The organism is Pseudomonas sp. Marseille-Q7302 (genome assembly GCF_965111925.1).
Window position 1 is genome coordinate 3,410,586 of the sequence record NZ_CBCOPK010000001.1, and the last position, 25,419, is coordinate 3,436,004.

At 66.9% G+C, this 25,419-nt stretch carries 26 protein-coding genes; 14 read left to right on the forward strand and 12 right to left on the reverse strand.

What is annotated here, in order from left to right; genetic code table 11:
• Positions 1-75: 75 nt before the first annotated feature.
• Entirely contained in the window at positions 76-834 is a 759-nt protein-coding gene (locus ACWPW1_RS15900) for an SDR family NAD(P)-dependent oxidoreductase (protein ID WP_454253392.1), read from the forward strand.
• Here ACWPW1_RS15900 and ACWPW1_RS15905 read toward each other — a convergent pair.
• On the reverse strand, positions 831-1,574 hold the full coding sequence (locus ACWPW1_RS15905; protein ID WP_454253393.1) for a class I SAM-dependent DNA methyltransferase: 744 nt from the start codon (positions 1,572-1,574) through the stop codon (positions 831-833). The two genes, ACWPW1_RS15900 and ACWPW1_RS15905, sit on opposite strands and share 4 nt — an antisense overlap.
• Positions 1,575-1,672: 98 nt before the next feature.
• Here ACWPW1_RS15905 and ACWPW1_RS15910 point away from each other — a divergent pair, with 98 nt between their 5' ends.
• Positions 1,673-2,140: an RNA methyltransferase gene (locus ACWPW1_RS15910; protein WP_059226744.1), complete on the forward strand. Its 468-nt coding sequence runs from the start codon at positions 1,673-1,675 to the stop codon at positions 2,138-2,140.
• Here the strand turns inward: ACWPW1_RS15910 and ACWPW1_RS15915 are convergent.
• The gene (locus ACWPW1_RS15915; RefSeq protein WP_271655551.1) at positions 2,137-2,967 is read right to left on the reverse strand and encodes an IclR family transcriptional regulator; all 831 of its coding nucleotides are present in this window, start codon (positions 2,965-2,967) and stop codon (positions 2,137-2,139) included. The genes ACWPW1_RS15910 and ACWPW1_RS15915 overlap by 4 nt on opposite strands.
• Positions 2,968-3,206: 239 nt before the next feature.
• Between ACWPW1_RS15915 and ACWPW1_RS15920 the strand changes: the two genes are divergently transcribed.
• From ACWPW1_RS15920 to ACWPW1_RS15955, 8 genes are all read left to right on the forward strand, one after another.
• Positions 3,207-4,226, forward strand: coding sequence for an ABC transporter ATP-binding protein (locus ACWPW1_RS15920; RefSeq protein ID WP_454253394.1), 1,020 nt, complete (start codon positions 3,207-3,209; stop codon positions 4,224-4,226).
• Positions 4,223-5,089, forward strand: a complete 867-nt coding sequence (locus ACWPW1_RS15925; protein WP_454253395.1) for an ABC transporter permease — start codon at positions 4,223-4,225, stop codon at positions 5,087-5,089. The genes ACWPW1_RS15920 and ACWPW1_RS15925 overlap by 4 nt, the downstream gene beginning before the upstream one ends.
• A gap of 4 nt (positions 5,090-5,093) precedes the next feature.
• On the forward strand, positions 5,094-5,888 hold the full coding sequence (locus tag ACWPW1_RS15930; RefSeq protein WP_454253396.1) for an ABC transporter permease: 795 nt from the start codon (positions 5,094-5,096) through the stop codon (positions 5,886-5,888).
• Between the two features lie 17 nt (positions 5,889-5,905).
• Positions 5,906-6,196 carry a (2Fe-2S)-binding protein gene (locus ACWPW1_RS15935; RefSeq protein ID WP_454253933.1) on the forward strand — a complete coding sequence of 97 codons (291 nt, stop codon included), beginning with the start codon at positions 5,906-5,908 and terminating at the stop codon, positions 6,194-6,196.
• Complete coding sequence (locus tag ACWPW1_RS15940) at positions 6,193-7,554, forward strand: FAD-dependent oxidoreductase (RefSeq protein WP_454253397.1); 1,362 nt, start codon at positions 6,193-6,195, stop codon at positions 7,552-7,554. The genes ACWPW1_RS15935 and ACWPW1_RS15940 overlap by 4 nt, the downstream gene beginning before the upstream one ends.
• The gene (locus ACWPW1_RS15945) at positions 7,551-8,687 is read left to right on the forward strand and encodes an NAD(P)/FAD-dependent oxidoreductase (RefSeq protein ID WP_454253398.1); all 1,137 of its coding nucleotides are present in this window, start codon (positions 7,551-7,553) and stop codon (positions 8,685-8,687) included. Before ACWPW1_RS15940 ends, ACWPW1_RS15945 begins: the two co-directional genes overlap by 4 nt.
• On the forward strand, positions 8,678-9,706 hold the full coding sequence (locus ACWPW1_RS15950; protein WP_454253399.1) for an ABC transporter substrate-binding protein: 1,029 nt from the start codon (positions 8,678-8,680) through the stop codon (positions 9,704-9,706). The genes ACWPW1_RS15945 and ACWPW1_RS15950 overlap by 10 nt, the downstream gene beginning before the upstream one ends.
• Positions 9,707-9,808: 102 nt before the next feature.
• Entirely contained in the window at positions 9,809-10,156 is a 348-nt protein-coding gene (locus tag ACWPW1_RS15955) for a cupin domain-containing protein (protein ID WP_271655557.1), read from the forward strand.
• 38 nt (positions 10,157-10,194) lie between these two features.
• Here the strand turns inward: ACWPW1_RS15955 and ACWPW1_RS15960 are convergent, their stop codons facing one another.
• Genes ACWPW1_RS15960 through ACWPW1_RS15970 form a run of 3 tightly spaced genes read right to left on the reverse strand, consistent with a single transcriptional unit; the run spans position 10,195 to position 13,757 of the window.
• Positions 10,195-11,214 carry a histone deacetylase family protein gene (locus tag ACWPW1_RS15960; RefSeq protein ID WP_454253400.1) on the reverse strand — a complete coding sequence of 340 codons (1,020 nt, stop codon included), beginning with the start codon at positions 11,212-11,214 and terminating at the stop codon, positions 10,195-10,197.
• Between the two features lies 1 nt (position 11,215).
• Positions 11,216-12,445, reverse strand: coding sequence for a Zn-dependent hydrolase (locus tag ACWPW1_RS15965; protein WP_454253401.1), 1,230 nt, complete (start codon positions 12,443-12,445; stop codon positions 11,216-11,218).
• A gap of 16 nt (positions 12,446-12,461) precedes the next feature.
• Positions 12,462-13,757: an MFS transporter gene (locus ACWPW1_RS15970; protein ID WP_454253402.1), complete on the reverse strand. Its 1,296-nt coding sequence runs from the start codon at positions 13,755-13,757 to the stop codon at positions 12,462-12,464.
• A gap of 253 nt (positions 13,758-14,010) precedes the next feature.
• On the opposite strand from ACWPW1_RS15970, the gene ACWPW1_RS15975 reads away from it, so the two are divergent.
• Both ACWPW1_RS15975 and ACWPW1_RS15980 read left to right on the forward strand, forming a co-directional pair.
• Positions 14,011-14,997, forward strand: coding sequence for a LysR family transcriptional regulator (locus ACWPW1_RS15975; RefSeq protein ID WP_059315663.1), 987 nt, complete (start codon positions 14,011-14,013; stop codon positions 14,995-14,997).
• A 72-nt stretch (positions 14,998-15,069) separates the two neighbouring features.
• Positions 15,070-15,930, forward strand: coding sequence for an ion transporter (locus ACWPW1_RS15980; RefSeq protein ID WP_434774653.1), 861 nt, complete (start codon positions 15,070-15,072; stop codon positions 15,928-15,930).
• A gap of 12 nt (positions 15,931-15,942) precedes the next feature.
• Here ACWPW1_RS15980 and ACWPW1_RS15985 read toward each other — a convergent pair whose 3' ends face one another.
• Both ACWPW1_RS15985 and ACWPW1_RS15990 read right to left on the reverse strand, forming a co-directional pair.
• Positions 15,943-16,566, reverse strand: coding sequence for a glutathione S-transferase N-terminal domain-containing protein (locus ACWPW1_RS15985; protein WP_434776640.1), 624 nt, complete (start codon positions 16,564-16,566; stop codon positions 15,943-15,945).
• Entirely contained in the window at positions 16,560-17,192 is a 633-nt protein-coding gene (locus ACWPW1_RS15990; RefSeq protein WP_454253403.1) for a DJ-1/PfpI family protein, read from the reverse strand. Before ACWPW1_RS15990 ends, ACWPW1_RS15985 begins: the two co-directional genes overlap by 7 nt.
• A gap of 252 nt (positions 17,193-17,444) precedes the next feature.
• Between ACWPW1_RS15990 and ACWPW1_RS15995 the strand changes: the two genes are divergently transcribed.
• The gene (locus ACWPW1_RS15995) at positions 17,445-18,461 is read left to right on the forward strand and encodes a diguanylate cyclase domain-containing protein (RefSeq protein WP_434774655.1); all 1,017 of its coding nucleotides are present in this window, start codon (positions 17,445-17,447) and stop codon (positions 18,459-18,461) included.
• 6 nt (positions 18,462-18,467) lie between these two features.
• On the opposite strand, the gene ACWPW1_RS16000 is transcribed toward ACWPW1_RS15995, so the two are convergent.
• From ACWPW1_RS16000 to ACWPW1_RS16010, 3 genes are all read right to left on the reverse strand, one after another.
• Positions 18,468-18,866 (reverse strand): septal ring lytic transglycosylase RlpA family protein, encoded by a 399-nt coding sequence (locus ACWPW1_RS16000; protein WP_454253404.1) that lies wholly within the window; start codon positions 18,864-18,866, stop codon positions 18,468-18,470.
• A 144-nt stretch (positions 18,867-19,010) separates the two neighbouring features.
• Entirely contained in the window at positions 19,011-19,637 is a 627-nt protein-coding gene (gene trhA, locus ACWPW1_RS16005; protein ID WP_313648223.1) for a PAQR family membrane homeostasis protein TrhA, read from the reverse strand.
• Positions 19,638-19,673: 36 nt separating this feature from the next.
• A complete protein-coding gene (locus ACWPW1_RS16010; protein WP_434774656.1) occupies positions 19,674-21,029 on the reverse strand; it encodes a cation:proton antiporter domain-containing protein in 1,356 nt (451 codons plus the stop codon).
• 182 nt (positions 21,030-21,211) lie between these two features.
• Here ACWPW1_RS16010 and ACWPW1_RS16015 point away from each other — a divergent pair, with 182 nt between their 5' ends.
• Positions 21,212-23,605, forward strand: coding sequence for a DEAD/DEAH box helicase (locus ACWPW1_RS16015; RefSeq protein WP_454253405.1), 2,394 nt, complete (start codon positions 21,212-21,214; stop codon positions 23,603-23,605).
• Here the strand turns inward: ACWPW1_RS16015 and ACWPW1_RS16020 are convergent.
• On the reverse strand, positions 23,602-24,060 hold the full coding sequence (locus ACWPW1_RS16020; protein WP_313648225.1) for a DUF4442 domain-containing protein: 459 nt from the start codon (positions 24,058-24,060) through the stop codon (positions 23,602-23,604). The two genes, ACWPW1_RS16015 and ACWPW1_RS16020, sit on opposite strands and share 4 nt — an antisense overlap.
• A gap of 162 nt (positions 24,061-24,222) precedes the next feature.
• Positions 24,223-25,413 carry a sugar transporter gene (locus ACWPW1_RS16025; RefSeq protein ID WP_271655568.1) on the reverse strand — a complete coding sequence of 397 codons (1,191 nt, stop codon included), beginning with the start codon at positions 25,411-25,413 and terminating at the stop codon, positions 24,223-24,225.
• Between the last annotated feature and the right edge of the window lie 6 nt (positions 25,414-25,419).

A 25,419-nucleotide genomic window follows, 5' to 3' on the forward strand; every position in this document is an offset into this window, starting at 1 on the left:
GGTGAGGTCACGAAGTGTTGGGCTTCGCTGCGCTCAGCCCAACCTACGAAAATCCTCACCCCTGGAGAATCGATCATGGATCTGCAACTGCACGACCGTACTGCCCTGGTTACTGGCGGGAGCATGGGCATAGGTACTGGCATCGCCCGCATCCTGGCGGCCGAAGGCGTTCGGCTGGCGATCACCGCGCGGCGGCGGGACGCCCTGGAGGACCTGGCCGAGGAGATTGCCGCGGCGGGTCATGCCCGGCCGCTGGTGATCGTGGCGGATATCACCGACGCCGAAGACGTCCAGCGTCTGGCGCGGGAAGCGGAGGAAGGGCTGGGCCGGGTGGACATCCTGGTCAATAACGCCGGCGGCACACGACCGCTTTCAGTGACGGCGGACGATGCGGCCTGGGACGAGGCTTGGGCCCTGAACTTCACTGCAACGCGCCGCCTGACCCAGGCGCTGCTAGGCGGGATGCGTGAGCGGCGCTGGGGACGCATCGTCAATTTCAGCGGCAGCATGGAACCGCGGGACCTGAACGGCGCCGGGGCGGCCAAGGCGGCGATCCAGTTCTGGTCCAAGGGGCTGGCGAGTCAGCTGGCGGCCGAGGGCATCACCGTCAACACCATCGCCCCGGGGCGGATCAATTCCGAGCAGATTCTGCAACGGCTGCACCCGACACCCGAGGCGCGCCAGGCCTTTATCGCTCGCCACATTCCCATCGGTTATTTCGGCGAGCCGGAAGACGTGGGTCATGTAGTGGCCTTTCTCGCCTCACCGCTGGCGCGCTACCTCACCGGCGATGTGATCGCGGTGGATGGCGGGATGCACACCCATGCCCACTAGCGTTTGACGCAGACGAATAGCGCATTGCCCGCCTCGCCGGCCCAGGGCTCGATGCGCTGGTAGTCGTGCTCCAGCATCTGCACCTCGAACTGCGGCTCCAGCAGGGCCAGCAGTTCGGGGAAGTCCACCGCCACCATGGGGTGTTCGTCCTGCCAGGTCTGCTGCTCGCCAGCGTGGCGGCGTTCGATGCGCAGGCGGAGCTGCTGGTGTTCGCCCTCGCCTGGGTAGTGCCAGGCGGAGGCGAAGCTGAAGTGGCCATCGGCCCGCGCGACGCTGTGGCCGACGCTGGAGGCATTGTCGATGCGACGCTTGTCCACGGCGTTGAAGCAGAACAGGCCGCCGGGGGTCAGGGCCGCCTGGACCTGCGTCAGGCACGCCTGGAGGCGTGCAAGGCTACCGCTGTAGTGCAGGGAGTAGAGAAAGCAGGTGATCAGATCGACCGGCTGCTCCAGCGTGAAGCTGCACATGTCCTGGCAGGAAAACTCGGCCTCCGGGCAACGCAGCGCGGCCTGGGCCAGCATCGGCGGATTGAGGTCCAGCCCGCTGCTCTGGAAGCCGGCATCGAGGAAATGCCGCACATGGGGGCCGGTGCCGCAGGCGAGATCCAGGTGACGGCTGCCGCCGTTGCCGAACAAGCGCTGCAGGCGCAGGACCGCCTGGCTCTGGGCCCGGTAGTCGATGTCGGCGCAGAGCAGGTCGTAGTAGGCCGACAGGTCGGTGTAGAGGGCGGTGGCGGACATCGCAGGGGCTCGGGGCTGGAGACGCGGGCGCGCATCTTAGTCGGTTTCTGCGACCTTCGACGCCTTATAATGGCGGTTTTCCCAAGAGTCCTCCTGACGTGAGCAACAAGAGATACGCCTGCATCGGCCTGAGCAACCCCAAGTCGCCGTCCAACGTCGGGTCCATCATGAGGGCGGCGGGTTGCTACGGGGTGGCCTCGGTGTTCTATACCGGCACCCGCTACGACCGGGCCAAGGACTTCGTCACCGACACCAAGAAGGTCCACCAGGATATCCCGCTGATCAACATCGACGACCTGCGCCGCATCCTGCCGCTGGGGTGCGTGCCGGTGGCGGTGGAGCTGGTCGACGGCGCCCGGCCGCTGCCCGAGTACACCCATCCCGATCGCGCCCTCTATCTGTTTGGCTCAGAGGACGGGTCCCTGAGCCAGGAACTGCGCGACTGGTGCGAAGACGTGGTGTACATCCCCACTCAGGGCTGCATGAATCTGGCGGCCACGGTCAATGTGGTGCTCTATGACCGTCTGGCGAAGGGTAATAACACCCGCTCGGGTCCGTTGTTTTAACCAAACCCCTGGGTCGGCCGGCGCAAGACCGGATCGAAGGGGTTGATGCGCGCGGCGATCACTCCGGCTTCGCGGCGGAGCAGTTCGATCACGGTGGGCAGGCGCTGGGGGTTGAGGCGTTCGCTCAGGGTGCCCACGCTCAGCGCCGCCACCGCCCGGCCGTTGCGGTCGAGGATTGGCACGGCGAGACCCGCCATGCCGGCCAGCACTCCAGTGTTGCGCGCGGCGTAGCCCTGCTGGCGGACGTTGTCGATCTCGGCGCGCAGGAGCACCTCGTCGTAATGATGAGCGTCGCGCAGCCGCGGCAGGTTGTAGCGGATCACCTCTTCGCGCTCTTCCTCAGGCAGGAAGGCCAGGATCGCCAGGGCGCCCTGACCGCCCCCGAGAGGCACGCGGCCACCGATGTCGCCGGTGAAGGTGCGGATCGGATAGGGCCCTTCGCTGCGGTCCAGGCACATGGCGTCGAAGCCGCTGCGCGCCAGCAGGAACAGCGAATCCCCCAGGGACGCCGACAGCCGCAGCAGACTCGGCCGCGCCAGGTCGCGCAGGTTGCCGACCTGCCCGGCGCGGGCCGCCAGGGCGAAGAAGTCCAGGCTCAGCCGGTATCTCTTGCTGCGGGCGCACTGTTCCACCATGCCCTCCTCCACCAGGCCGCGCAGCAGCCGGTGGGTGGTGGGTTGCGACAGGCCCACGCGCTCGGCCAGGCGGGTGACCTTTTCGCCCTCGGGGTCTCCTTCGCCTAGTGCACGCACCACGGCGAATACCCGGCTAATGGCACCGACGCCTACCTCGCCTGCAGCTGCCTTTCTTTCAATGGAATCTTCCATCTGCACCGCTCCAAAATATTCCACTGAGTGAATAAATCTGAAAAAAGAGTTCATTCAGTGAAAAACCCGCTTGTCCCGCATCCTAGGTCGCCCTTACCTTCAGGTCCATAGGGCGATACTCACAATCACCGGACGCCGCCAATCGAGCGAGCGCCAACGTCCCAGATCCAGGCTGTCTTTCGCCCTGCCACAACCCTGCCCGCCATCCGTGTGGGCGTGACTGGAGGAGCATTGCGGCCATGGCTTTCCTGACTCTCGACAACCTCAGCAAGCGCTACGGCGACAGCTACGCGGTGGCCGGTTCGACCCTGGCCATCGAGCGCGGCGAATTCGTTTCCCTGCTCGGTCCCTCCGGCTGCGGCAAGACAACCACCCTGCAGATGATCGCCGGCTTCGTCGACGTCAGCAGCGGACGCATCCTCCTTGATGGCCAGGACATCACCCAGGCCAAGCCGGCCAGCCGGGGTCTCGGGGTGGTATTCCAGAGCTATGCGCTGTTTCCGCATATGACCGTTCGCGACAACGTGGCCTTCGGGCTGCGCATGCGCAAGGTGGCGGGCACGGAACTGGCGCGGCGGGTCGAGGAGGCTCTCGCGCTGGTGCATCTGGGACCGCATGCCGAGCGTTATCCCCGCGAACTTTCCGGCGGTCAGCGCCAGCGGGTAGCCCTGGCGCGGGCGCTGGTGATAGCACCACCGGTGCTCTTGCTCGACGAGCCGCTGTCCAACCTGGACGCCCATCTGCGCGAGGAGATGCAGTTCGAGATCCGCCGCATCCAGCGCGAGGTGGGCATCACCACCCTGATGGTGACCCATGACCAGTCCGAGGCGCTGTCCATCAGCGACCGGGTGGTGGTGATGGAGGCCGGGCGCATCACCCAGGTGGATGCGCCCTATCGCCTCTACGAACACCCGCGCAACAGATTCATCTCCGACTTCGTCGGCAAGGCCAACCTGCTGCCCGGCAGCCTGGATGCCCAGGGTCGGCCACAGATCACCGCGGGCGGCGCCCTGGCGATCTCGCTGCGGCCGGAAAAGATCGAGTTGCGCCCCGCCGGTGAGGGGCGTCTGCAAGGGCGGGTGCTGACCCGCTTCTTCCTCGGCAGCCAGTGGCTGTATCGCCTGGAGACGTCGCTGGGCGAGGTGTCGGTGCTGCGCAGCAACGATGGACTGCCGCCGCTGGACGAAGGGCAGCGCGTCGGGCTGCACTGGGACGACGCGCTGCTGCGCCGACTGGAAGCCGCGGAGGCCGCCGCATGAGCACCCTGCTGCGCGGCACCGGTCGCGCCTATCTGCTCAGCGCCCCGGCCCTGGTGCTGTTCGCCGGACTGCTGCTGGCGCCTCTGGCGCTGACCCTGGCGCTGTCGTTCAACGTCTTCGACTACGAGACCGGGGTGAAGGAAGGCAGCTACACCCTGGCGCACTACCTGAGCCTACTGGGCGATCCCTATTTCTACGAGATCTTCCTGCGCACCTTCTGGATCAGCGCCCTGGTCACCCTACTCTGCGTGCTGATCGGGGTGCCGGAGGCCATCGTCCTCAGTCGCATGGGCGCGCCCTGGCGCTCGATCTTCCTGATCCTGGTGCTGACGCCGCTCTTGATCTCGGTGGTGGTGCGTGCCTTCGGCTGGAGTCTGCTACTGGGCGCCGACGGACTGGTCAACCAGGCCATCGTGGCGCTGGGTGGACGGCCGCTAAAGCTGCTCTACACCCCCTTCGCGGTGATCGTCGGCCTGGTCCACGTGATGCTGCCCTTCATGATCATCCCGGTCTGGACCTCGCTGCAGAAACTCGATCCCGCCGCCGAACAGGCCGCGTTGTCCCTGGGCGCCAGTCACCTGACGGTGCTGCGCCGCATCGTGCTGCCCCAGGTGATGCCCGGGGTGCTCTCCGGAACGCTGATCGTCTTCGGCCTGGCCGCCAGTTCCTTCGCCATCCCCGGTCTGCTGGGCGGACGCCGGCTGAAGATGGTCGCCACCCTGATCTACGACCAGTACCTGGCCGAGCTGAACTGGCCGATGGGCGCCACCCTGGCGGTAGCGCTGCTGCTGCTCAACCTGCTGGTGATGCTGGGCTGGAATCGCCTGGTGGAACGCCGCTACAAACGTGCCCTGGGAGTCTGACCTCATGACCCGCAACGGCCCGCTCGGGCTCGCCTTCCATACCCTGGTGATGGTCTTCATGCTGGCCCCCCTGGTGGTGGTCTGCCTGGTGGCCTTCACCCCGGAGAACACCCTCAGCCTGCCCACCTCCGGCTTCTCGCTGCGCTGGTTCGCGGCCGTGTTCGAACGAGCCGACTTCCTCACCGCCTTCTACAACAGCCTGCAGCTGGCGGCCCTCTCGGCGACCCTGGCGACGCTGATCGCGGTGCCGGCCGGGCTGGCCATCACCCGCTATCGCTTTCCCGGCCAGGGCTTTCTCAATGGCCTGTTCCTCTCGCCGATCATCATCCCGCACCTGGTGCTGGGCGTGGCCATGCTGCGGCTGTTCGCGGTGCTGGGGGTGAATGGCAGCTTCAGCTGGCTGGTGCTGGCCCACGTGGTGGTGATCACCCCCTATGTGCTGCGCCTGGTGATCGCCGCCGCCATCGGTATAGACCGCAGCGCGGAGCAGGCGGCCGAGAGCCTGGGCGCCAGCCGCACCACGCTGTTCTGCCGCATCACCCTGCCGATGATCCTGCCCGGGGTGGCCGGCGGCTGGCTGCTGGCCTTCATCAACAGTTTCGACGAGGTGACCCTGTCGATCTTCGTCACCTCTCCGGCGACCCAGACCCTGCCGGTGCGGATGTACGTCTACGCCACCGAATCCATCGACCCGATGATGGCGGCGGTGTCGGCCCTAGTGATCGCCCTGACCGCGGCCACCATGATCCTGCTCGACCGCATCTATGGCCTGGATCGCGTGCTGGTGGGCAAACAATGAATAGCCGAGACCCCTCCATGGCACTGCTCAAGCGGGTGGCCGAAGGCGACCGCCCAACCCTGGCCTTCACCCTCGACGGCCAGCCGGCCGAGGGCCTGGAGGGCGACACCCTGCTGACCGCCATCCTGACCCAGAGCGATCACCTGCGCGGCAGCGATTTCGGCGGCGAACCCCGCGCCGGTTTCTGCCTGATGGGCGCCTGCCAGGATTGCTGGGTGCGCCTGGCCGACGGCCGCCGGGTGCGAGCCTGCGCCACCTTTCTCGAAGCGGGCCAGGCGGTCAGTCGCGATCCGGGGCGGCCGCTATGAGCGCCGTCGTGGTGGTAGGCGCCGGGCCGGCGGGCATCCGTGCGGCCCAGACCCTGGTCGCCCATGGCCTGAGACCGGTGCTGCTGGATGAGAGCGCCCGCGGTGGCGGCCAGATCTATCGCCAGCAACCGGTCAACTTCCGCCGCCCGCTCAGGGCGCTCTATGGCTTCGAAGCCGGCAAGGCCCAGGCACTGCACGGTGCTTTGACCGAGGTGCAGACGGCGCTGGACTATCGCCCCGACACCCTGGTGTGGAATGCCGAGCAAAGCGCCCTGGATACCCTGAGCCAGGGCCGCTACGTCGATCGCCTGACCTTCGAGCAGGTCATTGTTGCCACCGGTGCCACCGACCGCATCCTGCCGGTGCCGGGTTGGACCCTGCCGGGCGTCTACAGCCTCGGCGCGGCTCAGGTGGCACTCAAGTTCCAGGGCTGCGCCATCGGTAGCCGTCCAGTGCTGGCCGGGACGGGCCCGCTGCTCTACCTGGTGGCCTATCAATACGCCAAGGCCGGGGCCAAGCCGCTGGCCGTGCTGGACAGCGCCCCCTTTCGCGACCAGGCCGCAGCCACCCCGGCGCTGCTCGGCCAGCCGGCCACCTTCGCCAAGGGGCTCTATTACCGCAGCTGGCTGGCGCTGCACGGCGTGCCCGTGCACCAGGGCGCCGAACTCCTTGCCGTCGAAGGCGAACGCCGCGTGGGTGCCGTCCGCTGGCGCGCTGCCGATGGCGAAGCGCATCGGCTGGAATGTGATGCTCTCGGCTTCGGCCAGACACTGCGCAGCGAGACCCAACTGGCCGATCTGCTGGGCTGCGAGTTCGCCTGGAACCCGCTCAATCGCGCCTGGCTGCCGGTGCGGGACAACGGCGGCCGCAGTAGCCAGGCCGGGGTCTACCTGGCCGGCGACGGCGCTGGTATCCAGGGCGCCGACGCCGCCGAACTGGCCGGAGAGCTGGCCGCCTTGAGCCTGCTGGCTGATCGCGGCCTGGCGGTGGACGCGACGCGGGTCGACGCCTTGCAAGCACGCCTGACCCGCTTCGAGGTCTTTCGCCAGGGCCTGGAGCGCGCCTTCCCCTTCCCCGCGGACTGGGCCGCCAAGGCGCCGGATGAGCTGATGGTGTGCCGCTGCGAGCAGGTCAGCGCCGGCGAGATCCGCGCTGCGGTGGATCAGGGGCACTGGGAGATCAACAGGGTCAAGGCCACCTGCCGGGTCGGCATGGGCCGCTGCCAGGGCCGCCTCTGCGGAGCGGCGGCGGCCGAGCTGATCGCCTGCGCCAGTGGTCGGCCGCTGGACCAGATCGGTCGGTTGCGCGCCCAGGCGCCAATCAAGCCGCTGCCCTTTGGCGTGGAGCTGGCGCCATGAGCCGGCTGGACGTGGATGTGCTGATCATCGGCGGCGGCATCGTCGGCAGCAGCGCGGCGCTGTTCCTGGCCCAGGGCGGCCAGCGCGTCGCCCTGCTGGAGCGCAACTTCTGCGGCGCCCAGGCCAGTGGCGTCAACTACGGCGGGGTGCGCCGCCAGGGCCGCCCGCTGGTGCAGTTGCCGCTGTCCAGTCGCGCCCATCAGCTCTGGGGCGGTCTCCGGGGCCTGCTGGGTACCGATGGCGAATACCTCAGATCCGGCCACCTCAAGCTGGCCCGCAGCGACACCGACTTCGCCTCCCTGCAGGCCTATGCCCAGGCCAGCCAGGGCTTCGACCTCGACCTGCAACTGCTCGACCGGGGCGAATTGCGCCGGCGCTTTCCCTGGGTCGGCGACATCGCCGTGGGCGCCTCCTTCTGCCCGGAGGACGGCCACGCCAATCCACGCCTGGTCTCCCCGGCCTTCGCCCAGGCGGCTGCCCGGGCGGGCGCCCGAATCCTCGAACGGACCGCCGTGACCGCCGTCGAGCACGACGGCCAGCGCTTCCAGCTCCGCACCGACAGCGGCCTGACCTTGAGCGCGCCCTGGCTGCTGAATTGCGCCGGCGCCTGGGCCGCGGAGCTGGCCGCCCGCTTCGGCGAGCCGGTCCCCCTCACCGCGGCCCACCCGGCCATGCTGGTGACCGAACCGCTACCGCCCTTCATGACCGCCAGTACCGGCGTGGAAGGTGGCGGCATCTATGCCCGCCAAGTGGCGCGCGGCAATTGCGTGCTGGGCGGCGGGCGCGGTTTCGCCCTCGACGCCGATCGCGCCCGCCCCGGCCAGCTGGCCATCCTCGACATCCTCAGAAACGCCGCCGAACTCTATCCGGCTCTCACCGGTGCCCAGGCCATCCGCACCTGGAGCGGCGTCGAGGGCTATCTACCGGATCACCAACCGGTGCTCGGCCCCAGCCTCACCACCCCCGGCCTGCTGCACGGCTTCGGCTTTGCCGGCGCGGGCTTCCAGATCGGGCCGGCGGCTGGCGAAGCCCTGGCCGAGTGCATCCTGCAGGGCGCGCCCCGGCACAGCCTGCAGGCCTTTTCCATCGCCCGTTTCCCTTCCCAGCCCAGGAGTTCCCAATCATGCGCCTGACCCCCGCCCTGCTCGTGGCCCTCGCCGGCCTGCCCCTGGCCGCCGTGGCCGAACCGACGCTCTACCTCGGCATGAACGGCGGCACCATGGAGCGCCTCTATGCCGACAGCGTGCTGCCCGCCTTCGAGAAGGCGCACAACGTCAAGGTGGTGATCGTGCCCGGCACCTCGGCGGATATCCTCGCCAAGGTCCAGGCCAGTCCGCAGAAGCCGCCGATCCATGTGATGTTTCTCGACGACGGCATCATGTACCGCGCCATCGGCATGAATCTGTGCAGTCCGCTCAAGCCCAGCGCGAGCCTGGCGCAGATCCCCGACAAGGCCAAGATCAAGGACCAGGCGGCCGCCGTCAGCCTGGGCGTGACAGGGCTTGCCTACAACAGCCGGCTGTTCAAGGAAAAGGGCTGGGCGGCGCCGACCTCCTGGGCCGATCTGACCGATCCCAAGTACAAGGGCAAGGTGGTGTTCCAGTCGCTGTCCTCGTCCACCTTCGGCCTGCACGGCTTCCTGATGTTCAACCGCCTCAAGGGCGGCACCGAGCAGGACGTCGATCCCGGCTTCAAGGCCTGGCCCACCACCGTCGGCCCCAATGTGCTGGAGTACATCCCCAGCTCGGCCAAGCTTTCGGAGATGGTGCAGACCGACGAGGCGGCGCTGTTCCCGCTGACGCCCACCCAGGTCACCGCGCTCAAGCTCAAGGGCATCCCGGTGGAATACGCACCGCCCAAGGAAGGCGCCGTGGTGCTCAACGTCGCCGAATGCGTGACCGCCAACAACGACCAGCCGGAGCTGGCCCAGCAACTGGCTGAGTACCTGCTGACCCCCGAGGCCCAGGCGCCGGCGCTGGAACTGGGCGATCAGATTCCGTCCAACCCCAACACCCCCACCACCGACAAGACCCGCGGCCAGGTGGACGCCATGCAGAACTACCTGAAGACCGCCGTGACCATCGACTGGGACGAGGTCAACAAGGTACGGCCGCAGTGGAATGCGCGCTGGAACCGGCAGGTGGAACGCTAGTCGGCCGAATAGCGCAAATACGCTGGTCGGTGTCGACCCTGGACAACTCCGGTCCGGGGCGACCCCTCACCCTTGGCGGCTTCCATCACCAGGAGAGCCGCCATGGCCAACCCGCCCATCACCGTTCTGCGCGACACCCAACCCATGCCCGTGGTCGATGCCTGCAAATGGGAGCGCATCGAAGGCGATCCCCATACCGTCAACCTCAATGCCTACACCTCCGATGACGGCAGCAAGATCATGGGTACCTGGATCTGCACCCCCGGCAAGTGGCGCGTCGACTACGTGAAGTGGGAGTACTGCCACTTCCAGGAGGGCTACTGCATCATCACCCCGGATGGCCAGGAACCCATCCACCTCAAGGCCGGCGACATCTTCGTCGTCGAGCCCGGCATGAAGGGCACCTGGGAAGTGGTCGAGACGGTACGCAAGTACTTCGTCTTCGCCTGATCCTGCCAGGCCCCGGCACCGCTGCCGGGGCCCAGGACTCAGCGACCGTCGAAGCCGCGGAAGAAGCGCTCGGCGTTGTCGCTCAGGGTTTCCAGGTCGTAACCACCCTCCTGCACGATCACCGTAGGCAGCCCCAGGGCCTTGATCCTTTCGCCCAGCACGCCGAACCCCGCCTGACTCACCGCCACCTTGGACTGCGGATCGTTTTCGTAGATGTCGAAACCCAGGGACAGCACCAGCACATCCGGCGCCCACCGACGCAGCGCCGCCTCGGCATCGTCCAGCCGGGCGAAGAAGTCGGCCTCGGAGGCGCCATGAGGCATCGGCAGGTTAAGGTTGCAGCCTTCGCCCTGCCCACTGCCATGCTCGTCGGCGAAGCCGGCCACCACCGGATAGAAGTTGGTCGGATCGCCGTGGATCGACAGGTAGAAGACGTCGTCGCGCTCGTAGAAGATTTCCTGGATGCCCTGACCGTGGTGCATGTCGGTATCCAGGATGGCGACTCGGGCAAAGCGCGTCCGTAGCTCCTGGGCGGCGATGGCCGCTCCGTTCAGGTAGCAGAAGCCACCAGCCGCCTCGGCCCGGGCATGGTGCCCTGGCGGGCGACACAGCGCATAGGCGGCCGGCTCGCCGTCACGCACGCAGCGCGCCGCCGCCACCGCGCTCTGGGCGGAGCCATAGACGGCAGCCCAGGTCTGGGCGCCGATCGGACAACTGCCATCGGCCAGGTAGCGGGCGGTCTGGCCGAGGATGCCGCGCAACGGATTGCCTTCGCGAATGTAGATGTTCGACATCACCTCGTCGCCCCAGTCCTCAGGCACCTGATGCCAGTCGTGGTAGGCGTTTTCCAGGTAGGTCACATAGGCTTCGCCGTGCACCGCATGCAGCGGCTCGCGGCCATGATCCACCGGCTTTTCGAGGGGATAGCCCAGGCGCTCCACCGCCGCGAGCAGGGCATCGAGGCGGGCCGGCACCTCCTGGGGCGTGCGCATCTGGCCGCGGGACAGGTAGCTGCGTGGGTGATGCAGACGCTGGTCGGGATGGAAGAAGGTCTTCACGTCATCTCTCCTGGTGGCCGGCGCGAGCCAGCACCGCATTGAACAGGACGTCGGCGCCACGCCGGACGTCCTCGAAGGTGGCCGATTCGGCCTCGTTGTGACTCAGACCGCCGGCGCAGGGGATGAAAATCATCGCGGTGGGGCAGTGCCTGGCCAAGTGGATGGCGTCGTGACCGGCGCCGCTGATGATGTCGCGATAGGGATAGCCCAACGCCTGGACTGCATTGCGCACAGCGGCGACGCAATCGGCGGCGAAGGGGGTAGCAGGACTCAGCCAATGCCGCTGGACGTCCAGCGACAAGCCGCGCTCGTCGGCCACGGTGGCCAGGCATTCGCGCGCGGCCGCTTCCATGGCGGCCAGCGTCTGGTCCTGGGGATGCCGCAGGTCCAGGGTGAAATGCACGTCGCCGGCAATGGTGTTGCGCGAGGAGCGCGCGACCTCCAGCTGCCCCACGGTGACCAGTCCGTCGCCGAAGCGAGAGGCGAGATCCTCCAGCGCAGCCAGCATCCGGCCGACACCGAACAGGGCATCCCGGCGCCTGGCCATCGGCGTGGTGCCGGCGTGAGCGGCGGTCCCCTGAACACGGATGTCGAGCCAGCAGATCGCCTGGCCGCCGGTCACCACACCGACAGGGACACCCGCGTCTTCCAGCACCGGGCCCTGCTCGATGTGCGCCTCGAAGTAGGCGTCGAAGGGCCGACCCAGGGGCAGGTCACCGGCATAACCGGTGCGCTCCAGGCTGGCGGCCACGGAGATGCCGTCGCGGTCGCAGGTCGCCAGGGCCTCGGCCAGGGGCAGTTGCCCGGTGAAGACCGCGGACCCCAGCATGGCGGGGGTGAAGCGAGCGCCCTCCTCGTTGGTCCAGACGGCGAGTTCCAGCGGCCGGTCGGTCTGGATGTCCGCATCATTCAAACTGCGCATCACCTCCAGCCCGGCGAGCACGCCATAGACGCCATCGAAGCGGCCGCCCTTGGGCTGGGTGTCCAGATGGCTGCCCATGACCACCGGTGCGGCCTGGGCATCGCGACCCGGCCGGCGGGCGAACAGGTTGCCGATGCGATCCACCGCCAGGCTCAGGCCGGCAGCCTCGCACCATTGGCTGAACAGGGCCCGTCCCTGGCGATCCTCCTCGCTCAGCGCCAAGCGGCTGCTGCCACCGGCCTCACCGGGGCCCACCACGGCCATGGCGGCCAAGCTTTGCCAGAGGCGTTCACCGTCGATTCGATACATGCTGTGTTCCTCGTGATCAGGCGGGAGTGACATGGGCGGTGGCCTTCCGGCGGCGGGACAGGGCCGCCACACACAGGAACGAGAGGCCCGCCAGCAGGGAGTAGAAGACCGCCAGCGGCCACCACTCGCCCGTGAAGCGGTGCGCCAGCAGGGTGCCGACCATGGGGGTCAGGCCACCGGCGATGGCGCCACAGATCTGGTAGGCCAGGGAAATCGCCGTATAGCGCACCCGGGTGGCGAAGACGCCGCTGACGAAGCCGGCGATCACCGCATAGAAAGACGCCATGCAGGCCGCCGCCAGGGCGATCCCCAGCACGATCAGCGGCGCCGAGCCGGTCTTGACCAGCACGAACATCGGATAGGGCGAGCCCATGGCCAGGGCGGAGATCAGCAGCAGGAAACGCGCGCTGCCCAGGCGCTCGGCGAGCAGCGCGGCCAGCGGCTGGACCAGGAACTGGATGAGGGCGACGAACAGCAGGCAGTCGAGGATCAGCGAGCGCGACAGCTCCAGCACCTGGGTGGTGTAGCTGAGCATGAAGGTGTTGGTGAAATAGACCCCGGCGATGCCCAGGGTATTGGCGCCGATGCACAGCAGCAGCGGGCGCCAGGCGGTGCGCAACACCTCGGCCGCCGGTGCCTTGACCGTCTCCTGGCGCCCCTTCATCTCCGCGAACTCGGGGGACTCGTCCACGCCCAGGCGAATGGCCAGGCCGACCACCAGGAGCAGCGCGCTGGCCAGGAACGGCAGGCGCCAGCCCCAGCTGAGCAGGTCCTCTTCCGGCAGGCTGGTGACACTGCGAAAGGCCAGGATCGACAGGATCAACCCAGCCGGGCTGCCCCACTGGGCGAAGGACGCGAAGAAGGTGCGCCGCCCCTTGGGTGCGTGTTCGCCGGCCATCAGGACGGCACCACCCCATTCGCCGCCCACGGCGATGCCCTGCACCACCCGCAGCAGGATCAGCAGGATCGGCGCCCAGACCCCGGCCTGGCTGTAGGTCGGCAGCACCCCGATGAGTATCGTCACCATGCCCATCATCAGCAGGGTGACGATGAGGGATTTCTTGCGGCCGATGCGGTCGCCGATGTGGCCGAACACCAGGCCACCCAGAGGTCGGGCGAAGAAACCGACGGCAAAGGTACCGAAGGCGGCCAGGGTGCTCAGCAGGCGATCATCGGAAGGAAAGAACAGCTGGCCGAAGACCAGCGCGGCGGCGGTGGCGAAGATGTAGTAGTCGTACCACTCGATGGTGGTACCAACGAAGGCTGCCGCGGCGGCGCGCCGGGGTTGGCGACGAGGCGAAGTGGACGGCATGCAGGGGTGCTCCTATCGACTACCGAAAAGAGGGGCGCCGAGGGGCGCGGACGAAGCGAACTGGACGGTCGAACGCCCAGAGGGCGATGGGCCGGAGCGGTCAGGGAGACATGGACGCAGCACTCCTGGGATGTCGTTCTTGTTGGGCAGGAGGGGAAAAGGGATGCAGGAGCGTTCTAGGACGCCTTGACATCGTTATCCCTTGGCGGGCTAAGATTAGTCAATTTTCTAATTCTTATACTTATCTATAAGCATGGCTAATAATCAGGACAGGCCGCTCTCCCCCGCGCCTACGCAGGAGGGTCGGCGCTTTCTCAACGATCGGCTGGACTGGAATCTCCTGCGCACCTATCTGGTGATCGTCCAAGAAGGTAGCGTGAGTCGTGCCGCCGCGCGCCTGCACCTGACCCAGCCGGCGGTGAGCCAGGCGCTCAAGCGGCTGGAGGAGCAACTCGACCGCGCGCTGATCATCCGTCGCGGACCGCGCTTCGCCCTTACCGAGGCCGGGGAAGAGGTAGCCCGGATCGCCAGCGATCTCTATGGCAACGTCTCCCGTCTTGGCGCCGCCCTGGAGCACTCCACCGAAACCGTGGTGGGCAAGGTGCGGATGCTCACCATCAGCCGCATCCAGTCACGCTGTTACGACGACTTCCTCGCCGACTTCCATCGGCGCTTTCCGCGGGTGGAGCTGGAGATCGACGTGATGCGCAGTTCGGACATCATCAGCTCGCTGTTGCAGAAGACCGCGACCCTGGGCCTCGCCCTGTGCCGGCTGCCCCAGCCCAAGCTGGAACAGCGGGTGCTGTTGCAGCAGCGCTATGCCTTCTTCTGCGGACGGCGCCATCCCTTGTTCGGCCGTAACGGGCTGTCGCTGGCCGATCTGCAGGGCGAGAACTTCGTCAGCTTTACCAGCGACCAGATCGGCGGCAGCCTCTCGCCGCTCACCATCTTTCGCGACCAGCAGGGCTTCACCGGCCGCATCGTGGCCTCCTCGCCCAGTCTCGAAGAGATCCGCCGCCTGGTCGGGGCCGGCTACGGCATCGGCTGCCTGCCCCAGCACGTGGTGGCCGACGACGTGGCCGCTGGCGAACTCTGGCGCCTGCCGCCCAGCGAGGGGGTGGCCGACGTGGACGTGCATCTGCTCTGGCACCGCGAGCAGCGCATGACCCAGGCGGAAACGGCGTTGCTGGAAGGCTTCCAGCATCTGCTGGCGACCACCGAGGTGGCGGCGCGGCTCTAACGCGCATTCCACCCGCCAGCGAGGGGCGCCTTGCTATCCTTGTGCACCGGACACCCTCGCCAAGGAGCTTCCATGGATCCCTACCCTCGCCCAGGTACCTGGCGCGAGCGCCTGTACATCATCATCTTCCATACCCATACCCCGGCTGGAAAACTCTTCGACACCCTGCTGCTGGCGGTCATCATGGCCAGCCTTGGCGTGGTGATGCTCGACAGTATCCAGTCCATCCATTTGCGCTACGGCAGCTGGCTCTATGGGCTGGAATGGATCTTCACCGGCCTCTTCGCGATCGAGTACCTGCTGCGGGTGATCTGCGCGCCTCGGCCGCGGCAGTACGTCACCAGCTTCTATGGCCTCATCGACCTGCTGGCCGTGCTTCCCGCCTTCATCGCGCTGGTGACGCCCGACGCCCAGTACTTCCTGGTCATCCGGGTGCTGCGGATGATGCGGGTGTTCCGGGTGCTCAAGCTCACGCCCTACCTGAGCCAGGCGGATTTTCTCATGGTGGCGCTGAGCAGCAGTCGCCAGAAGATCACCGTCTTCCTGCTGGCCATCTGCACCCTGGTGACCATGTTCGGTACCTTCATGTACGTCATCGAAGGACCGGCCAATGGCTTCACCAGTATCCCGCGCAGCATCTACTGGGCGGTGGTGACCCTCACCACCGTGGGCTTCGGCGACATGGTGCCCAAGACCGCCCTGGGCCAGACCCTGGCGAGCATGATCATGATCACCGGTTATTCGATCATCGCCGTGCCCACCGGGATCTTTACCGCGGAGCTGGCCAATGCCATGCGCAGCGCCACCCTGCAGCGCGACTGCCCGCACTGCCAGAAGCCCACCCACGAGCCCGACTCCTCCTTTTGCAACCGTTGCGGCAGCCCGCTGTTTCCCCGCCCCGAGGCGGGTCAGCAGGATAGGTCGGCGTCCTAGAGCGGAAGTCGCCTAAGGCGTGGCGTCGCTGGCATGGCATGCCCAGGCGGGCCGGGTGGCCAGGCGGCCGAGATAGGCTTCGATCGCCGGCGCCGCGATCCGCTCGATCGGAGTGCGCCGCCAGCGATGCAGCGACAGGCCCAGGACGATGTCGGCCAGGCTGAAGTGCTCGCCGGCCACATAGGGGCCGTGTTGCGCCAGGTGCGCCTCCAGGATGGCAACGCGCCCGTTCCAGGCGGCGACGCCCTCCTTCAGACGCTGCGGATCGGGCACTGGCGGCTGGTGCTTGACCAGCGCCAGATAGGGATAGCTCCAGGCGGGATTGAATTCGCTGGCCTGCCAGTCCAGCCACTGATCGACCCGTGCCCTGCCCCGTGGCGCTTGCGGATAGAGCGCCTCGCCACCATGGGCATTGGCCAGATAGCGCAGGATGCTGTTGGACTCCCAGAGCACGAAATCGCCATCCAGCAGTACCGGAATCTGGCCATTGGGATTCCACTGCAGGTACTCGGCGGACTGCGCCGAGCGAAAGCCGGCGCCCCAGTCCTCGCGCTCGTAGCCCAGGCCCAGTTCATCCAGGCACCAGAGCACCTTGCGCACATTGATCGAAGAGATGCGACCTAGGATCTTCAACATGCTGAAGCGACCTCCAGAGGTTGGCGGCTGAGATAGGGCTCGATGTTGCCGAGCGCCCGCTCGACATAGACCTCCTTCTCACCGACCGGTGCGACGTAATGCAGCGCCTCGGCCGCCGCCTCGCAGCCCAGCAGCCGAGCGATCGCCCAGGCGGCCAGGTAGCTGGACGCCAGGCAGCCGCCGGCCGTGGCCAGGTTGCCACGGGCGAAGAACGGTTGTTCCAGTACCTCGATGCCGGCGTCCTGCACCCAGGGCTTGGTGGTGAGATCGGTGCAGCCGGGCACGCCGTCCAGCAGGCCAAGTCGCGCCAGCAGCAAGGTGCCGGAACACTGGGCACCGATCAGCTGGCGAGCGGGATCGAGCACGGCCAGCTGCTCCAGCAGCGCCGCATCGCAGGCGAGTTCGCGGGTGCGGATGCCACTGCCCACCAGCACGGCGGCGCAGTCTGCCAGCTCCTCGAAGCCCGCCTGCCGCTCCAGGCGGACGCCATTCATGGAGGTCACCCAGGGCGAGGGCGCCATCAGCGAGACGCGCCAGTCCGGGCGCTTGATGCGATTGAGAATCCCCAGGGCGATCAGGGAGTCCAGCTCGTTGAAACCGTCGAAGGTGAGGATGGCGAGGTGCATGGGGCTACCGGATGAACGGGAGGAGTCCGGATTCTCGTCCCGTTTCGAGCCGACCGGCCAGATACAGTGCCGCGCCAAGCCAGGCATACAGCCAGACCGTGGTCCTTAACGGCTCTGGGTCGACGCATTGATCCGTCACCGCTCAGCGGATAGTGGCCCCTGGCCATTAAAGTAGTCAGCCTGTCGGCCGATAGGCTGACGCCACCCGGCCTCCCACTTGCAGCCCTCCTCAGCACCCCCTCCGAGAACCAGATGGACGATGAAAACCGTTACGAGCTGCACGTCAGGCGAGTGCTGCGCACGCCTCTGCTGGTGCTGCAGCCGTTGATGCTGGTGATGTGGCCGCTGAGCCTGTTGAGCAATCCCCTGATCGGCAGCCCATACAAGCCACGCTATTTCGCGGTGATGTTGCTGCTACTGGGCGTCAGCGCCCTGCTCAGCGTGGTGCGCAGCGCTCGGTTGATGAGTCTGGCCTTCACCGGCAACATCTGGGTGCTCGCCTTCGCCTTTCGGATCCAGATCAACGATGCGGGTGACGCGGGTCTCTACTGGAATCTGCCCGTCGCCCTGGTCTTCGGCCTGGGTACCTGTGGCCTGACCTATCGCCTCTCCCACTACCTGCTCACCCTGCTGGGCACGCTATTCATCCTCTTCGTCGGCCAGGACCAGCTGGTGCCAGCCGCCATGCCCGGCCCCCTGGTCGGGTTGCTGCTGGCGGTGGCCCTGGCCATCGGCATCGCCTACAACCATGCCAGCAGCCAGGGAATGCGCCGGACCTTCAGCCTCAAGGAACGCTATCGCCTGCTGGCGGAAACGGACGAGCTGACCAGGATCGCCAATCGACGCAAGCTCCTGCGCGAGGTAGAGGCCGCGCTGGCAGCGAGCCAGGACACACCTGGCCATTTCATCATGCTCGACATCGACAACTTCAAGGAGATCAACGACCGGTACGGCCACCAGATGGGCGATGAGGTGTTGATCGCCACGGCCCGGGAGATCAACCAGCTCGACCCGGCACTGCAGGGTGGTCGGCTGGGTGGCGAGGAGTTTGGCCTGCTGATTCGCGGACAGGACGATGCCCGGGTACGTACCTTGCTGGGTACCCTGCAGACGCGGCTGGCCGAGGCCGCCCCCCTGGGCATCACCTTCAGCGCCGGAGTGATGCGTCTGGAGCCAAACGGATCGCTGAGCGACCTGCTACGGCGAGCGGACGAAAGCCTCTATCGGGCCAAGCGACAGGGCAAGGATCAGGCAGTCTGGGCCGCCTGAGGCGCCCTACTCCAGTTTTTCCACCTCCACCGCCGTGGTGCCATCCTCGACCATATCCACTCGCCGGGCAGCGGCACGCGAGAGGTCGATGATGCGCCCACGGATATAGGGCCCACGGTCGTTGATGCGTACGACGACGGCGCGATCGTTTTCCAGGTTGGTCACCTTGACCCGGGTGCCAAGCGGCAGGGTCTTGTGGGCGGCAACCAGTTCATTGTTGTTGAAGGTCTCGCCACTGGCGGTTTCCTTGCCATGGAATTTGCGCGCATAGAAGGAGGCCTTGCCGCGCTGTTCGAAGCTGGCTTCCTTCTTGATGGGCGCGGCGACGGTCTTGGCATCCTTTTCCTGGCAAGCCGTGCAGGCGAGCAACAGGAGCAATACAAGAAATCTGGGACGGCTGAACACGTTTCACCTTCCTCTTCTTCTTCGTTTTGGGGAAAGCAACGCACTGGGAATGGGTTCAGCTATCTGAGAACCAAACAGCCACCCAAGGGTTCGCCACCGATGGCCATAGGCCGCCATATCTGTGATGGGCCCCTCAAGACCAGGCTAGGGCGTCGGTAGCACGTACCTGAGGATGGCGACGAAGTGCAGCGCGCTGCCGGCCATGACGAAGCCATGCCAGATGCCGTGCCAGTGACGAAAGCGATCATCGAAGACGAAGAACAGGATGCCGACGGTATAGAGCACGCCGCCGGCTGCCAGCCAGGCGAAGCCTTCGCCGCCCAGGCGATCCAGCAGCGGCCCCACCGCCACCAGCACGATCCAGCCCATGACGGCGTAGATCACCAGCGACAGGATGCGCGCTTCCGAACGGGGCTTGAGCTCTTGCGCCATCCCGACCAGGGCCAGGCCCCAGACGATGCCGAACAGCGTCCAGCCCCAGGGCCCGCGCAGGGTCACCAGGCAGAATGGCGTGTAGCTGCCGGCGATGAGCAGGTAGATCGACAGGTGATCGAGCTTTTGCAATAGGCGTTTCGCCCGCCCCTTCACGCTGTGGTAGAGGGTCGAAATACTGTAGAGGATCACCAGCGCGACCCCGTAGATGGCCACGCTGACGATGCGCCAGGGATCGCCCTGCAGGCTGGCCAGCACCACCAGGGTAATGGCCCCGGCCAGCGCCAGCAGCGCACCGACCAGGTGGGTCCAGGCATTGAGACGTTCGCCGTGATACATGCGTCCTCCAGGTCAGGGTCGCACCGTGACTCAGGCTCAGCCTGAGCCCTCGCGACGGGCGGTGAGGCGCTCATAACGGTCGAGCAGTGGCTGGATGGAAATCCCATGTACCGCGATGCTCAGGGCTACCACCGACAGCGTCAGGTCGACGATGGTCCCCGCCCAGTCGGCCGTGACGTGATGCGTGAGCGCGTAGCACAGATAATACAGGCTACCGATTCCCCGAATGCCGAACCAGCCGATCAGCGCCCCCTGATGACGCTCGATACGGGTGAAGGGCAGCATGGTCGCTACCCCCAGCGGCCGGATCACGGCGAACAGCAAGGCACCCAGCAGCAGGGCGCGGCTGTCCCAGTGGGTGATGAGCACCACGCCGAGCAGGGTGACCAGCAGCACTTCGAAGGAGCGCTCCACCAGGCTGCCAAAGGCGAGCATGTCGCCCATCATCACGCCGGCCGCCATCTTGGGCTCTTCGAGATCGTCCGCCTTGGCCACCGTGGCGTGCTCCGGTGCGCCGGTGAGATGCCCGATCACCGGCTGCGCCAGTTGTTCGGAAGGGATTTCCGCATTGCCGGAGGTCTGCACCTCGGCCTGGCGCAAGCCCAGCCCGGCGGCGAACACCGCGAGAAAACCGTAGCCGCCGATCTCGTCGGCCAGCACATAGGACAGGGCGATCAGCGCCAGGGCGAGGAAGTCGTTGGGCGAAATGGTGCTGTCACCGTGCCGGGTACGCAGGTAGATCATCAACCGGCCCACGCCCTTGCCCATGGTGTAGCCCAGCAACAGGCCCGCCGGTACCGCCCAGAGCACGCTTTTCAGGAACCACTCCAGGGTCCAGCCCCACTGGGGCTCGCCATGTTGCAACAGCAGCAGACCGAGCAGCACGAAGGGAAAGGCCGTGCCGTCGTTGAGGCCGGCCTCACCGGAAAGGCCGAAGCGCACCCGGTCGAAATCCTGGGCGTGGTTGACCTGTACCAGGCCGGCCAGCACCGGATCGGTAGGCGCGAGGATGGCACCGATCAGCAGGGCCACGCCCCAGGGCAGGCCGAGCAGATAGTGAGCGACCAGGCAGACCCCGGCGATGCTGAGGACCATCACCGGCCCGGCCAGGAGGTAGGCACCGTGCCAGGAGGAGCGACGGAACGACAGCCGCAGCTTGAGGCCGCTGACGAACAGCGAGAAGAGCACCGCCACCTCGGTGAGGTGGCCGATCCAGTTCGCCGACTGCTGGAAGTCGACCTCGGCCAGGCCCAGGCCGATGGGACTGATGAGCATGCCAAAGGCCAGGCAGACCACCGAGGTGGTCACCGGCAGCCAACGGAGATAAGCGGAGGTCAGGGCCAGGATCATCAATAGCGATCCCAATACCCCGACCCAGACGAGAAAAGTCATGTGGGTAGCGTGATCCAGAACAGGAGAGGAAGAGCCAGTGGCGGGCGCCACCTTCCTGATGGAGACTGCGCCAAGGCCGCCACAGTGCCGCCTATCTGCCGAATGGCGTGCCCTGCAGTGACCCCAAGGCCCTGACCGGGGTCCCATGCCTTACAGTCCCTCCACGGAAAGCCTCTTCCCGCATGAGCGATCACCGCCTCCGCAAGCAACGCCGTCTCGACCGCCTGCAGCTATTCCTCGACTGGGCCAGCCGCACCCACGCGACCTTCACTGCCAAGCAGCAGCACCAGGAACTCTGGTTCAAGCCCTACGCGGGCTATCCCCTGCCGCACCTGGGGCGCATCGCCAAGGCCTTCTGGCTGGGTCTGGACGACGCTGCCGCAATCGCGGCCGGCAGCACGCCCGACCCCGATACCCTGCTGGGCCAGGCCCTGCTCGGTGCCGGCAAGATCTTTGGCTATCCGGTGGATGTCTTTGGCAGCGAGAAACTCTTCACGGGCGGCGCGGCGAGCGAGTTGCTCGAACCTCACTGGGCGCTGCAGCTGGCGGAAAGCGATTCCGCGACCGGCTTCGAGGCCGCGGTACGGCAGCGCCTGGGTGCGAGCGTGCGCGAGCGGCTTGGCGTGATGGCAGCGCCCTTCGCCGAGATGGCCGAGGAAGATCGCCAACGTGTGCTGGAGCGGGTGCCTCAGGCCCTGATCCGCCTGGACGACTTCCTGCCGCGCGCGGTGGAGGTGCTCAACGAGACGCGCCACGAACTGAGGTTCAACGTGGTGCTGACCCACGAGGATATCCGCCTGGAGATCCCCCGGCGCCTGCCGGCCAATCAGGGGCGCCTGCTCGGCGACGCCGATGTCGCCGCGCTCAAGGTGGAGGCCGAGCGGGAACTGCGTGAGCGCTTCGCCGTGCTGGTGAGCGAAGCCGATGCCCTGGACTTCGATCTGCACCAGCTCGGCACGCCGCGCCTGCAGGAGCTGATGCGTCTGGAAGCCGACAAGCTGCGTCGGGCCCTGCGCCATGCCGTGGCGCAGCAGCGCGAGAAGATGGCCTTCGCCGTACTGCTGGAAAACAACCCGCGCTTCGGCCAGTACCACCAGAACTATCCGGCCCGGCGTCTGACCCGCACCTGGACTGCCCTGCTCGGCCCCACCAACAGTGGTAAGACCCACAGGTCCATCGAGGCCATGGCGGCGGTGACCCACGCCATCTACCTGTCACCCCTGCGGCTGATGGCCCTGGAAAACCAGGAGCGCCTGGAATCCCTCGGCGTGCCCTGCTCCCTGGTGACTGGTGAGGAAGAGATCATTCGTCCGGGCGCCACCCACTTCTGCTGCACCGTCGAGGAATTCGCCCGCTTCCGGCGCCAGCAATGGGAGGTGGTGGTGGTCGACGAGGTGCAGATGCTGGCCGATCCGCAACGCGGCTGGGCCTGGGTCGATGCCCTGGTCAGCGCCCATACCAAACGCCTGCTGATGACCGGCCCGGCGCTGATCGAACCCTCGCTGCGCACCCTCTGCGAGCTGTGCGAGGACCGCCTGGAGATCAAGCCCACCAAGCGCCTGTCACCGGTTACCGTGGCGCGCCATGCCACCGCCCTGGAGCGCCTGGAGCCCGGGTCGCTGCTGGTAGCCTTCAGCCGGCGAGTGGTGCTGGAGCTCAAGGGCCTGCTGGAGATGGCCGGTCGCCGGGTCTCGGTGGTCTATGGCGCCCTCTCCCCGGAGGTGCGCCGCGAACAGGCGCGGCGCTTCCGCGAAGGCGAGACCGAGATCATGGTCGCCACCGATGCGGTGGGCATGGGCCTCAACCTACCCGCCCATACCCTGTGCTTCTACACCGACGAGAAATTCGACGGGGTGCAGAATCGCCCGCTGCGGGTGCAGGAGGTCAAGCAGATCGGCGGTCGCGCCGGACGTTTCGGCCATCATGCCGAGGGCGAGATCACCGCGCTGGAACCCCATGTGCTGCGCAACATCAAGCGGCTGTTCCACAGCCCGGACGATCCGGTGGACCTGCATCAGTTCCAGGTGCGACCGAGCCTGGAGCACCTGCGCGCCCTGTCCGACTTCATGGAGGAGCCCAGCCTGCTGCGCACCTGGCTGACCTTCAACCGCAACATCAACTACGGCGATGCCTTCGTCTCGGTGCTACCCGATGAGCTGGCCGAGTGGATCAAGCTGATCGACCTGCCCGGCATCGATTTCCAGCTGCGCTGGATCTTCGCCTGCACGCCGATCCGCGGCGGCCTGGAGGGCCCGGCCAGTGGCCAGGCCCAGCGCTGGCTGCGCATGGTCGCCCGCGGCGAGCCGGTGGATTTGCCGCGCATTCCCATGGGTACCGATCTCGCCGGACTGGAAAGCGCCCTGCACGTGGTGGAGACCTATCTGCACCTGGCGCGCAGTCTGCCCGAGCTGTTTCCCGCGCTGGAACGCGGCCAGGATCATCGCGACCTGCTCAACGACGCCATCACCCGCGAGCTGTCGCGCCGCCGCCGGCCGCGTGGACAGGAGAAAGGCCAGGGCAAGGGTGGCAGGCGCCAGGGACGTGGCGAACGCCGAGGTGGACGCTTCGGGCGCTAGGCCGCCGGCGTCCGCGCCTTGAAGCTCCAGGTAAAGAAGAACTCGGCCACCTGCTCGCCGCTTTCATCGGTGCCGACGCTACGCAACTGGACGGCCTGCGGCTCGCCTGTCTCCCGTGCCCGGGTCAGGGCCGCGGCGATGACCGCGCCCTGGTCGCAGCGAAAAACGATGGTGCCCACCGCCTTCTTGGTGAAACTGGCGCTCATCGCCACCACCAGCATGGCGAAGCGCTGGCCGGAGCGGCGGATATGCAGGTCGGCGAGCAAGCCGGTGGAAAATTCCGCGGCCATGCCTTCCACCGCCCAGAACATGCTCTTGAAGGGATTCTGGTTCAGCCAGCCATGGGTGACCTGCATCTGGCAGCCGGTGGCGTCCAGGTGACGCAGGCGCAAGCCGGCGATCTTGGCGATGGGTATCTTGGTCCAGGCGAAGAGATTGAACAGCAGTCGATTCATGGCAGGCGCATCCGGCAGCCTGGCTGAAGCGCCAGGTGCCCCGCAGCTTAGCGCGTCGCCTCGGGTCGCTCCATGGCGGGCGGGCACGGCCCGGTAGACAGTTCGCGACTCGCTAGTCGCGCGGTCCGGGGCGCCTCGAAACGGCCGAGGCGCCCTGTCCCATCACAGCGGATTGGCGTTGAGCTGCTCGGCATAGCGACGAGTCATGAACACCGCGAACAGCAGGCCAGCCACCGCCAGACTGCCGCCCACCAGGCCGATATAGGGCATGCCGACCTGGGAGCCCACCACGCTACCCAGCAGGGCGCCCCCGCCGATACCGACGTTGTAGATGCCGGAAAACAGCGCCATGGCCACGTCGGTGGCGTCCTTGGCCAGGGCCAGTACCTTGGATTGCAGCGCCAGGCCGAAACTCATGATGGCGACACCCCAGATCACGCTCAGCCCCTCCAGCATGAAGTCCTTCCAGGCGAAGGGCAGCAGCAACAGCAGCGACAAGGCGATACCACCGATGGCGATGATCAGGAAACCATTGGGGAATCTCAGGCTGTAGCGGCTGAACAGCAGCGAGCCAATCACCCCGGAGCCGCCAAACAGCAGCAGCAAGGCGGTGATCTGCATGCCGCCCATCCCCGCCACTTCCACCGCAAAGGGCTCGATGTAGCTGTAGCCGGTGAAGTGGGCGGTTACCACCAGCACCGTGAGCAGGTAGATGCACAGCAGCGCCGGCCGCTTGAACAGCACCGGCAGGCTGGCCAGGGAGCCGGAGTTCTCGCTGGGCAGCAACGGCAGGTTGCGCGCCAGCCACAGCACCGTGCCCACCGCGAGGGCGGCGATGGCGACAAAGGTGTAGCGCCAGCCCAGCAGCTCACCCAACACCCGGCCCAGCGGGATGCCCAGCACCATGGCCAGACAGGTGCCGGTGGCCAGCAGGCCGAGGGCCTGGGTCTGCTTGCCGGCCGGTGCGATGCGCACGGCGAGCGAGGCGGTGATCGACCAGAACACCGCATGGGCGAAGGCAATGCCGATGCGACTGGCCACCAGCACCTCGAAGCTCCAGGCCACGCCGGAGAGGCCATGGCAAAGGATGAACACCGCGAAGACGAACATCAGCAGACGCCGGCGCTCGATGGCGCGGGTGGCGAGCATCATCGGCAGCGACATCAGAGCGACCACCCAGGCATAGATGGTCAGCATCAGCCCGACCTGTGACGGGCGCATGTCGAAGCTGCGACCGATGTCGCTGAGCAGCGCCACCGGCACGAATTCCGTGGTGTTGAAGATGAAGGCGGCCAGGGCCAGGGCGATGACACCGGACCAGCTGGATTTCCGGGCTTCGGCGGTAGCATCCATGGAAGG